The sequence below is a fragment of the Phormidium sp. CCY1219 genome (genome assembly GCF_055795085.1).
The window spans coordinates 1-10,397 of sequence record NZ_JAYFEQ010000900.1; the positions used below are offsets into that span (position 1 = coordinate 1).

Consider the following 10,397-nt stretch of genomic DNA (forward strand, 5'->3'; position numbering starts at 1 on the left):
CCATTTCCCCTGGCTCTCATCCCGACGCTCACCAAGCACGGGTAGAGCGCGGGGCTTCCCGCCGAGAAGCTAAAATTGACGTTTTTACAGAATTTTCCAAATTATAATACCGCCGATCGCCAGGATGCCGAGGGTGGCGAAGGTGCGGTGTACTCGCTGCAGGATGGGTTGTATTTGATAGCTGACCACTAGGCGATCGCGGGTAATGATTTCCGGGGTTTTCGGCCAGGTTTGACCGTCGTACCACCCGGACTCTTCGTAGGAGACGATCTCGCTAGCGAGGCGATCGCGCACGTAGCGCCATCCCAGGTACAGTCGCAGCAGGGCGAGGCTCAAAATTAATCCCCCTCCCCCTGCACTTCCCAGAATAAACTGACCCAAATACTTTCCCGGGGGAAAACTCGCGGCGACCACTGGGGCACAGAATATCGATGAAATCCCGAGGATCCATCCCATTTTGCTCAAATATCCCCTCAGATCGCGAGTTGCCCAGCCGAAAAAACAGGACTCTTTCAATGCTTGATACTCATTGAGCGGTTGCTGCTCTGTAGGTACTGGGCAAACAGACACGGTAGTTTCCCTCATCTTCGCGATCTCTCACCAGACGTTTCGGCTTCTAGGTCGATGTTTTCTCCATGTCCCCAAAACGCTTCTAGATTGTAATATTCGCGCTCTTGAGGCATCAAGATGTGAACGATCACGTCGCCATAATCTTGTACCAACCAAGTGCCGTTATATTCCCCTTCCACCCGCTGCGGTTGACGCTGGCATTCGGTCTCGGCTTGGTCGATAATGGCGTCGGAGATGGCGCGCACCTGCACTTTCGAGTAGCCCGTGACGATCGCAAAGTAGTCGGCGAGATAGGAAATTTCCGACACCCGCAGCAGGACGATATCGCCCCCTTTGCGATCTTCGGCGGCTCGCGCTACGCTCAAGGCAAGACGGTAGCTGTCTTCGTCGGTATAGAGAATCTCGTCGTCTAACGCTAGGGATCCAGAAGATTGAACTTGGGAATATTCTGTCATTAAATCTCCATATCCTACTTGATGTTTTTTTCGCTTCTCTCTTTCCCAGACCATTTAGGTAAAATTTCCGGTCAAGAGGTGGCTGAGTTATTCTCTGATGATGTGTTTAGTTTCAGGCTATTTTAATCCGGTTTAGGAAGAAGCGATCGCTCCCCTTATGCCGACTCTACGAACCCTCTGGCCACAATGCTGAGCCGTCTGAAGGGTTATTGCTGGATTTTCCCCGTTTGTGGGGTGTCTCAAGACTGAGTGTCTGTGCTAATTTTCCTCTAGATCTTAACACATTGCCATCCTTATGCCTCCGATTCATCATGGTGGGAAAAATGCCCGCTGACATCCCTCATGCGGGAATGCGTACGCTCAATTGCTTTAACTCGGCGCTTTCACTTTGATTCGCCATTTGCATTGCCCAATTTCGGGTCAAAATCGTCCGAGGATGAATTAACCGCCCATGTTCTAGCAGATGTCGTAATGAATATTCGCTGGTTAACCACACGGCGCGATAAATATCCTCCTGGCAAGTTTGACGCAAGCGCGCTAATTCGTCACTCTTTCCCCGCCCGGGTTCTAAGGTATCGGCTAAATACACCACACAACTGAGCAAACTCATGTTGGGTTTGCCTAGGGTATGATTGCGGATCCCTTCGAGGATCTCTTCATCTTCTACCCCAAATTCGTCTCGCGCCACAATCGCACTGACATCGGCATGTAACAGATGCGGTTCGCTGGCAAAAACCGGGTCTATCTCTAACCCTTCTGCTTTCGCCATCTGCAACAGTCGCTGCGGTTGGAAATATTTTGCCAGATCGTGCATTAATCCTGCCGATCGCGCTTTGCCTTCGTCTAATCCATGATGTCTCGCTAATTCGCCACACATCTGCTCTACGCGCTGGATGTGTTTCAGCCGAGGGGGGGTTACGTTTGCTTCTAGCCAGCTTAAGATGCGATCGCGCATAATCTTTCACACTCCTTTAACTTGTCGGATCTTTATCCCGCGCGTTCACTCTATCCAGCGGGGATCGCTTCATCTTGCTGTTATTTTAGCGGCTAGCTGCAGCAATTTCATTTCCAGTGGTTTAGCCCTTCACCGCAAGCCTTCTCTCGCCTCAACGACAGAAAAGCGCAGAGATGACCCACGAAGCCTCTGTGCGCTTTTCTCTCCTACTTTGCATCTCGCAGTGTTGCCATGAGCCTCATATACCCCACTCCCCTATCCCCTCCACAGCATCTCTGGCAACTGTGCGGGCAACATCACTCTCAATTTCCCTCTCAAAATACCACCTTAGCCCTGGATTTTTTGCCCGCCGCGATCGCTTCGGCAAACAAGTCCTCATATTTGTTCAGCGTTTGCTCGAACTCATATTCTTTCATGGCATACTGCCGCCCTTGCTGACCCAATTCCTCTGCTTTCTCGGGATTTTTATAAAGCTCTAAAATCGCATTGGCTAATTCTTCCGGATTTTCTGGCGGTACCACCACTCCTCCTCCACTCTTTTGTATCGCTTTTGCCGCAGTTCCACCCGCCGGCACCGATCCCACAATTGCTCGTCCACTGGCCAACAATACCGGAATTTTCGACGGCATATTAAACGCAATCACGTTATGCTTTTGCACCACTAACCCCACATTCGCCGCCCCTAGCATAGTGGGCAATTTTTCGCGCGGTTGGAACGGTAGCAGTTTCACCGACGGCGCATCAAACATTTCGCAATACTCTCGCACTCTTTCCAAGGCTGTCTGTTCCCCAACCACCACGAAGGCAATATCCGGAATATGCTTCAGTTTGGCAGCCGCTTTGATAACGGTGGGTAAGTCTTGCGTTAAGGCAATATTCCCGGAATAAAGCACCACAAACTTTCCTTGCAGTTCCTGTGCCTCCCTAAACTCATTATTTTCTCTCGGCAAAGGTTGAATGAAATTGACATCCACCCAATTCGGAATCAAGGTGATTTTCTCCTCGCTCACCCCTTTGCCCCGCAAGTTATCCACAAATCCGTCGGCAATCACGCTAATTTTATCCGCATTTCGACAGGCAAATTTCTCGAGCCGCGTAAACGCCCCAATGACTGCTTTGTTTTTCAGCAACCCTACGTGAACTGCCGCTTCATGTTGAATATCCTGGATATTTAACACCACCGGGGTCCCTCGCAATTTTCCCAGCATGGTGGCGGGTACGCACACCGGTAGAGGTGGAACAGTTGCTAAAATAACATCAGGTCTCCAGCCCGTTAGTGCTTGCGGAAAACTATTGAACACAAAGCTTGCATCTAGAAAAACGCGATCGAGCAACGAAGGTTGGGGCCGGATGAAAACTAAACTCCGCTCGATGAGTACCCCGTTTCGCTCTTCGCTCCAATACCATTTGCCTTGATATTCTGGGTAAATGCGGCGTTCGGGATAGTTGGGCATCGCCGTTACCACGCGCACTTGATGGCCCCTTTTGACCATCCCTTCTGCCAGTTCGGTCATTAACGGTGCAATGCCAATTGGCTCTGGATGATAGTTGTAGGAATAAATCAGAATCCGCATAAGTTTAGTCGTCAAGCAAATGGTGTTACAGGATACTCGAACAGATTGAGTATTTTTTAAATCGAATGGGCTGCCCTCGCGATTTTCTCGCGCGCTCCCTTGCCTATCTTTAAATATTCACCGTTACAACGGTTTTTTATCATAAAACTTTAGTAAAGTTTTCCCAAAGCTTTGACAAAGGACTTCCCTTGCCACTGCTGCAAGCGCTCTAGACGCTTGTGCTTATTTTATCTTGTCAGATGGATTTCCCTTCCCCCATCGGCTAAAACCCAGGGGTACGCGCCGCTTCTGTGCAACATTCTCTTTGCGCCATCCCTCTCTCTGCCCTCCCTTGCCCCTCCCGCAGGTTGCTTCCATGCCAACGCCCATCCCCATTCCCCCCTCTCCCCATTTTTTACGTTATTAACTTTATTGCTCTCAGAGAGATTAACTTCGGTTGACTTGATTTCTGCCTGCTTTATAATTCACCATCGTTGAAAAAGCAGAGACAAAAAAGTAAAATAATCGAATTCCCCACCCCCGTCCGGTATAAAGGTAGGAAACAATCTCGCCATCTAAGCCGCTGACTCGAGCAAATCTTGCTTTACTTTTGCTTTCTAGTTCCTCTAATTCTATCATATCCTTTTCTCTCGATGGCAAGAGAGGGTATCGAGCAGTGTATAAATAAAACCCTACAGGTCCTTCTGTATTGTAGGAAGTCTTCCGTAAAAACGTATTAGTAATTAGCGTTGCTTGATTATAAGAAATATTTTCAGTAATGGCAAAATTTTGCACCCATTTATAATACCGAAAAATACTGGTGGTGCTAAAAATCAGCGGCACTAATACCATTAAGGTTAAAATGCTGACCCGAGAGGCAAAATAACGGGGTAAAAGAATGGTAGCTACGCCAAATCCCATACCCAGAATGGCAAAAACCAAAATATTGAGTAGTTCCATAATTTCTAGGCTGATGAGTGCGTCGCCAATATGCGGTATTTGATAAATCAGTTCATCCCCGAGGAGGATAGAAATAAATTTGGTAATCACCGTCATTGCTACCACGACAAGGGTAGCGATTAAATACAAGCCAGTGCGCCCGAGCAATTTTAAGTAAAGCATCTCATCTAAAGCAATTCACTTCGAGGGGAAAGGGAATGGGTCATTCGTCACTGGTGGTTGGTCATGGGTGGTTGGTCATGGGTGCGCCCACCAAAGAGAAAAGACAAAGAACAAATGACAAATGACCAATAACCACTCGCACCAGAAAGACTATTTTCGATTGTAGACAAAAAAGCTAGGGGGGGGAACCGCGATCGCTCTCGAAGCTGGGGGGTTGCCTCAATTCATAAGCGATGCCGATAACAAAGCCCCCATATGATTACTAATTTTAAATACTAAGGGGTCTCAGGTGGGGGGCCAGGTCTCGGAGGGGGCGCATTGTCAGCGCTTTGTAACAAAATGTTGCAGTTTGCCGTTTTTTAAGTTAAGTTATATTACAGACAGTTTGACGAGACAGGAGTTTGACCTCTCATGGAAAACAACAAAGCAAAGTTTGGCTTTACTGAGTTTGCGGAAACCTGGAACGGGCGTCTGGCGATGCTGGGTTTTGTTATCGGTGTTGCCACTGAAGTGCTCACTGGGCAAGGTATTCTCTCTCAGATTGGCTTAATGTAATCCATCAATTGAATTCCTCCTTCCTTCCTTTTAATTAGGCGAACATTAACAAGCCCGGGCGTGGAAAAGCTACGCTCGGGCTTTTATTTTTTGTATAAAATTTGCCGGAAATGCTGCTATCGCCCCAAGTACGAGACTCCTTTGAGCCACAGTGAAGCGCGATCGCTTGCCATTACTCTGCAAAAATAGCCCCGCGATCGCGCAACGCTTGCCGAACCCCCTCTGACATCCCGGCATTATCTGCAAATCGGGCATTTTCCACCATTGCATCGGTGAAATCCGCGCGAGAGACATCTGCACCCGTCAGATCCGCCCCTCTTAAATTCCCCTTCGAGAGATCGGCATTTTTCAAAATCGCTCCGTTTAAATCAGCAGCGGAAAGATTGGCACCCGGGAGATAAGCTGCAGTGAGATTGGCACGGCGAAGGTCAGCCCGGGTTAGAATAGCCCGATTGAGATTCGTTCGCAAATCCGCATCGGTAAGAACTGCATCGGTGAAGTTGGCGCGGTTTAAATTAGCGTTAGCGAGTTGCGCCCCAGATAAATTCGCCCCGGATAAATTTGCCCCAGTAAAATCGGCTAAATGCAGATCCGCGTGACTTAAATTCGTCTGGCGCAAGTCTCCCCGGCTAAAATCGGCATAATGCAGATCGAGTTCGCTCAAATCAGCACCAGCGAAATCCTTCCGGGGATTGAGTCCGAGACGTTGGGCGATCGCGATAAAATCCTCTCCTTTCGCGGTGGAAAATAACTCCCGGGCGATCGCCAATTGTCGCTGTAAGCACTGCTCAATATCCGCTTCCCTACGGATTTTGCCATAAGAATGTTTTAACTGAGATAAAGCGCGGGCCTCTAACTGAGGGTCGTGCATCTCCACCGCCATTTCGAGTTGCTGTTGTTGATAGGCGATCGCTCGGTCCTCTTCCCCGAGAGCAGAATAAGCCTTTCCCAAATTCAACAACGCATTCCCTTGTCCGTGAGTATCTCCGACAGTTTGCGCGATCGCCAAATGCTCTTCATAACAGGCGATCGCGTCGTTCAATCCTCCCAACGCCTGATACGCCGCCCCCATATTTCCCAGGGCCGCACCCTCACGCTGCTTTTCACAACACTCGCGATAGATCCTCCTTGCCTGAACCCAAGACCCCAACGCCGCTTCAAACTCACCCGCCTGATATTGGGCAATTCCTTCTTTCAGCCTTGCGTCTGCTTCCTCAATCATCTCACTGTTTTCCGAGCGTCATTTTATTTATAGCGCTTCTCATCTGGATGAGGTACACAATTTTGGCAACATCCCCCAACGGCGAACCGAGAGGAGGTTCCCCAGGTTGACACTCTGCGGTCGCGCATACGCGCAGATTCTTAAGAAGTCCAGAAATAAACTCTTAAAGGCGTAGTCAAAGCGCCTCTACTTAGTTGACTCAGGTTGAGTTGAGCCTTCCAGATACTTTTCGGAGGATCTTTGCCGCACCGTTACACTCAGCATTAATTCAATAACCCGCAGCAGATTGATATAAACCTCGTTTAATACGTTTTCCTGATGGTTCCCAATTGTCTGTTTTTTCACCGTGGATTGGGATAAATCATTATCTAGGAAGCTAGCTTTCGAGGTAGAAGACTCTTCAGTTGCTACAAATTGCAATCCATATAAACTACAAATTTGTTTGATTTTGTCTTTAAGTCTGGCTGTAGGAATTTGTCTAAATTTTTGGTTGGTTTTAGTTGTTAATTTAATTTATTTTTTGGACCTTTATTACGACCAAAAACCACTTTACTAATTCCATGTTTAAGACGGTAATTAATAACTAATTCGGCTGTTTTATTAACGGTATCCTGCATTTGGCGATTACATTTTTCAGTGATAAGAGCTAGTCTTTTAGACCAGAAACCTTGTGGTAGATTTTCCTTGAGAATAGCTATCTGTTCTTTTTATGACACTACGGGGAAAGTCAGCACCGCTAAGATTTTGGAATACATCAATGACTCTCATCATGCTTGTTGAAACAAGCGCTCGTTTTTCCGCCCCGTCTTTTCAAAGCGGGGCGGAAAAACGAGCGCCCCTTCTTGGTATTTTGCTCCCTCGAGGGATCTTCCGGTGGGGGCATTACTCAAAAATTGCCCCTCTTGCTTTCAAATCCCGTTCCATCTCTGGGGACAAACCCGCATCTTTTTTAAACCGTGCTTGTTCTACCTTGGCATCGGTTAGATTCGTGCCGGTCAAATTCGTCAACATCAGTCCCGCTTGATGCAAGTCAGCCCCGGAAAGATTGGCATTAGACAGATCGGCATCGCTGAGATTGGCATTACTCAGATTCGCTTCGTGCAGGTTGGCATCGGTGAGGATTGCGCCACTCAAATTAGCCAGGGCTAAACTCGATCGATGCAGATCCGCCCCAGCAAAATTGGCATCGCTGAGCAGGGCACCACTCAAATCCGCACCGGCTAACTGAGCGTCTGTTAAGTCAGCTTCACTTAAGTCAGCATCGCTCAAATCGGCACCGCGTAGTTTTACCCCACGCAGGGAGGCACCGCTGAGATCTAGGTTGGTCAAGCTACAGCCCCAAAGTTTCGCACCGGCAAAATCTGTTGCCGGATTGAGATTTGCGAGGGTGGCAAGTTCGAGAAAATCAGCGGTTTTTGCCTCCAGTATGCGGGGGATGGCTTGGGAAATATCCCCTAAACCGCACTCTGAAGCTTCCGGAATCTCTTGCTTAGCCCGAGGGGGTTCGCTCAGGTTGGCATATTCGAGGGTGCTGCGAGTCAGATAAGGTTGGAGTTTTTGCCGAACCAAGGTCTGGGTCAAAATTCTTTCTAATATGCCATGTTTGTTCGGCCCGATCTCGTGGGGCCACAGGTTCTCTGCCTCGATGGGTTGCAAGTGTTCTGGTGACACCTCAAATCTTGCCTCTATCCGCACGGGGGTTCCCGTCACCTGCAAGTGTTGGAGATTCAGCAGTTCGAGGGAGCCAAGCAGCACCGAGGCTCCGGTTTTTACCCCAAAAGTCCAACTATATTGTCCGTGGGTATCCATCGGCGTCACCTGACAGGTAACGGTCTCAGCCTGCTGAGAGCGAACTTCTACCAAATTGGTGAGCAAATTCAACTCTGAGGGCATTTTGGCGTTTTCTAGATTCAGCAGTAGCTTGCCACCGGTGAGGCCAAATTTAAAACCACCCCCCATGACGGGTTGCCACACTTCTTTAAAGTGGAGGGTTAAGTTTAAATCGAGATATTGGATTCCATCGGATGAATCCAAGCGTGGGGTGCCTGTCAGTTCGATGGAAAGGCAATCTAACTGAGGCGAATGGGAGAGTGGTTGTTGCATAGCCAAGGAGCCATTGATTTGCTTAGGGACTTGCCTAAAGTTTTAAGGTATCACGATGCCCCTGTTGAATGGCAAGATGGGAGAAAAACTTTATCCGGTTCGGAGCTAGGGAAGAAGTGGATTGCAAACATTAAGGGCATTCCTACGGGAGGAATGCCCTTTTGATTCGGTGATGCAATTTATCTGTTGATTGAATCTGCTTTAATTAATCTCAGAGTTTGGGAACCACATCAAGCACACCGGATTTAGCTCATCGCCGCACTACTGCGTTTGTAGGAATTGCGGAAACTGGGCTGCGGTTTGCCTTGAATCGTTGTCCAATAATCGGTGGGATCCAAGCCGACTTCTTCGGCGGAGCGGTTCAGCATGGCTTGCTGACGATTTTTAATGTTGTGATGATTTTGCATCATTCGCATTCTGGCTCGATCTTGTGCAGACATGATTCGATTCTCCGTTTTTATCCTTGTGTTTATGGCTTTGAAAGGGTTATAGATGGTTGATATTTAGCTCATGGTGGATCTAGAGCGATCGTAAGCTTGGCGGAAATCCGCGCAGGGCTTGCCTTGGATGTGGCTGTAGTATTTTTCGTCGGGATCCAGGCCAATTTCGGCAGCGCTGCGTGACAGCATGGATTGCTGACGATTCTTGACGAAGTGATGGTGACGCATCATTAATGCACGGGCTTGTTCTTGTGCAGACATTTTGGATTCCTCCTGGTGAATGGGGGCCTGCTGGACCCTCCTCTTCGTTTGCTTATTTTTACTATAACAGACATTTCTGTAAAAAATGCTACAAAATGCCTCTACTTTACAAAACTTTACACAAATCTTTGGGATCGCTGGAAATCCTGATGGACAAGTGGCTCCCCATTTTCGGGATAGGGGATAACGAATTTCATATTGACAATATTTAAGTTTGGTGCGGGAAAGGGGAAGGAGTTGGGGAGGGAAAAAGGCGACGATGGGCGATTCGCACTGGAGTGGGAGTGCTTCAGTGGAACTCCATCGCCAGTGGGGGGAATGGAATCAGAATTGCTTTTCTAATGGGTTAGAGCGTCAGTCAAGAGGGGGGATTAAGGGAGGTTAATTGATGAAATTGGCCATTTGTTGCTGGGCGTAGTTGAGATTGTCCAGATACTCCTGGATTTTTTGCTGAGCCGTGGAGTAATTGGGATTCGAGGGGGGGACTTGTTTCATTAAAGCGATCGCCTGTTGCCACTGAGAGACCACCTGCTTCCAGTCTTGGGGGGACTGAGCAAGCTGAGTCTTGCCTTGCCGCACTCATCGCCTGATTGACTGCATAGCGAAACACCTCTTGCGGGGATGGAGAGGGAGATATCGCCGATGGAGGTGGAGGTGGTGGGATAGGAGATTCAGAGAGGGAGAGGGGCACAGGGGGGGGAGGAGGCGGTGCGTAGGCAAGCTTCTGAGCCTGTTGGCGAGCATACTCAGCATTTTGCTGATATTCGATCGCTTTAACTTGGGCGCGATTGGCGTTGGGACTCGAAGCAGGCACAGCTTGCATGAGGGCACTAGCTTCTTGCCACTGAAGCGCGATCGCCTTCCAATTCCCCACGGTTTGCGCCGATTGAGTCATCTTGGCGGCATTCATCGCCAGATTCACTCCTTGGCGGAACAAATCATTAACGGCGGGGGTGGGGGGGTTGCCACCCTTGAACTCCATCGCCGGGGGATGGTTCCCCAACAGTGTGGGGAACCAAGAAGGAGTGGCGTACAGTGAAAACATCAGCAAATGGGTCATTGCGATCGCCACGGAGAGAACCAGAGCAACTGTTAATGACTAAAGCCTGATTTACTGGAAAATTCTAGATTATTCCGGAAATACCTCACGGCGTGTGGTAG

The 10,397-nt window shown here is 48.7% G+C and carries 11 protein-coding genes; 1 reads left to right on the forward strand and 10 read right to left on the reverse strand.

Annotated elements, in window-relative coordinates; translation table 11 throughout:
• Positions 1–84: 84 nt before the first annotated feature.
• The 5 genes from AC0QH1_RS29660 to AC0QH1_RS29680 form a co-directional block, all read right to left on the reverse strand.
• Positions 85–585: a CGLD27 family protein gene (locus tag AC0QH1_RS29660; RefSeq protein WP_324635047.1), complete on the reverse strand. Its 501-nt coding sequence runs from the start codon at positions 583–585 to the stop codon at positions 85–87.
• Positions 582–1,025 carry a ribosome silencing factor gene (gene rsfS / locus AC0QH1_RS29665; RefSeq protein WP_324635048.1) on the reverse strand — a complete coding sequence of 148 codons (444 nt, stop codon included), beginning with the start codon at positions 1,023–1,025 and terminating at the stop codon, positions 582–584. Before rsfS ends, AC0QH1_RS29660 begins: the two co-directional genes overlap by 4 nt.
• Before the next feature lie 340 nt (positions 1,026–1,365).
• Entirely contained in the window at positions 1,366–1,980 is a 615-nt protein-coding gene (gene yqeK / locus AC0QH1_RS29670; protein ID WP_324635049.1) for a bis(5'-nucleosyl)-tetraphosphatase (symmetrical) YqeK, read from the reverse strand.
• A gap of 314 nt (positions 1,981–2,294) precedes the next feature.
• Positions 2,295–3,554: a glycosyltransferase family 4 protein gene (locus tag AC0QH1_RS29675; protein WP_324635050.1), complete on the reverse strand. Its 1,260-nt coding sequence runs from the start codon at positions 3,552–3,554 to the stop codon at positions 2,295–2,297.
• A gap of 426 nt (positions 3,555–3,980) precedes the next feature.
• Complete coding sequence (locus AC0QH1_RS29680; RefSeq protein WP_324635051.1) at positions 3,981–4,655, reverse strand: hypothetical protein; 675 nt, start codon at positions 4,653–4,655, stop codon at positions 3,981–3,983.
• Between the two features lie 411 nt (positions 4,656–5,066).
• On the opposite strand from AC0QH1_RS29680, the gene AC0QH1_RS29685 reads away from it, so the two are divergent.
• Positions 5,067–5,210: a chlorophyll a/b-binding protein gene (locus AC0QH1_RS29685; protein ID WP_324635052.1), complete on the forward strand. Its 144-nt coding sequence runs from the start codon at positions 5,067–5,069 to the stop codon at positions 5,208–5,210.
• Positions 5,211–5,382: 172 nt separating this feature from the next.
• On the opposite strand, the gene AC0QH1_RS29690 is transcribed toward AC0QH1_RS29685, so the two are convergent.
• The 5 genes from AC0QH1_RS29690 to AC0QH1_RS29710 form a co-directional block, all read right to left on the reverse strand.
• Complete coding sequence (locus AC0QH1_RS29690; RefSeq protein WP_324635053.1) at positions 5,383–6,432, reverse strand: pentapeptide repeat-containing protein; 1,050 nt, start codon at positions 6,430–6,432, stop codon at positions 5,383–5,385.
• An 882-nt stretch (positions 6,433–7,314) separates the two neighbouring features.
• Complete coding sequence (locus AC0QH1_RS29695; RefSeq protein WP_324635054.1) at positions 7,315–8,535, reverse strand: pentapeptide repeat-containing protein; 1,221 nt, start codon at positions 8,533–8,535, stop codon at positions 7,315–7,317.
• Between the two features lie 245 nt (positions 8,536–8,780).
• Positions 8,781–8,975, reverse strand: coding sequence for a glutamine synthetase inactivation factor IF7A (gifA, locus tag AC0QH1_RS29700; RefSeq protein WP_324635055.1), 195 nt, complete (start codon positions 8,973–8,975; stop codon positions 8,781–8,783).
• A 63-nt stretch (positions 8,976–9,038) separates the two neighbouring features.
• Entirely contained in the window at positions 9,039–9,236 is a 198-nt protein-coding gene (gene gifA, locus AC0QH1_RS29705; RefSeq protein ID WP_324635056.1) for a glutamine synthetase inactivation factor IF7A, read from the reverse strand.
• A gap of 358 nt (positions 9,237–9,594) precedes the next feature.
• Complete coding sequence (locus AC0QH1_RS29710) at positions 9,595–10,281, reverse strand: hypothetical protein (RefSeq protein WP_324635057.1); 687 nt, start codon at positions 10,279–10,281, stop codon at positions 9,595–9,597.
• Between the last annotated feature and the right edge of the window lie 116 nt (positions 10,282–10,397).

Excerpts from the sequence above, each read along its gene's own strand:
- AC0QH1_RS29660 (WP_324635047.1), bottom strand. The coding sequence starts at position 585 with ATGAGGGAAACTACCGTGTCTGTTTGCCCAGTACCTACAGAGCAGCAA.
- rsfS (WP_324635048.1), bottom strand. The coding sequence starts at position 1,025 with ATGACAGAATATTCCCAAGTTCAATCTTCTGGATCCCTAGCGTTAGAC.
- yqeK (WP_324635049.1), bottom strand. The coding sequence starts at position 1,980 with ATGCGCGATCGCATCTTAAGCTGGCTAGAAGCAAACGTAACCCCCCCT.
- AC0QH1_RS29675 (WP_324635050.1), bottom strand. The coding sequence starts at position 3,554 with ATGCGGATTCTGATTTATTCCTACAACTATCATCCAGAGCCAATTGGC.
- AC0QH1_RS29680 (WP_324635051.1), bottom strand. The coding sequence starts at position 4,655 with ATGCTTTACTTAAAATTGCTCGGGCGCACTGGCTTGTATTTAATCGCT.
- AC0QH1_RS29685 (WP_324635052.1), top strand. The coding sequence starts at position 5,067 with ATGGAAAACAACAAAGCAAAGTTTGGCTTTACTGAGTTTGCGGAAACC.
- AC0QH1_RS29690 (WP_324635053.1), bottom strand. The coding sequence starts at position 6,432 with ATGATTGAGGAAGCAGACGCAAGGCTGAAAGAAGGAATTGCCCAATAT.
- AC0QH1_RS29695 (WP_324635054.1), bottom strand. The coding sequence starts at position 8,535 with ATGCAACAACCACTCTCCCATTCGCCTCAGTTAGATTGCCTTTCCATC.
- gifA (WP_324635055.1), bottom strand. The coding sequence starts at position 8,975 with ATGTCTGCACAAGATCGAGCCAGAATGCGAATGATGCAAAATCATCAC.
- gifA (WP_324635056.1), bottom strand. The coding sequence starts at position 9,236 with ATGTCTGCACAAGAACAAGCCCGTGCATTAATGATGCGTCACCATCAC.
- AC0QH1_RS29710 (WP_324635057.1), bottom strand. The coding sequence starts at position 10,281 with ATGTTTTCACTGTACGCCACTCCTTCTTGGTTCCCCACACTGTTGGGG.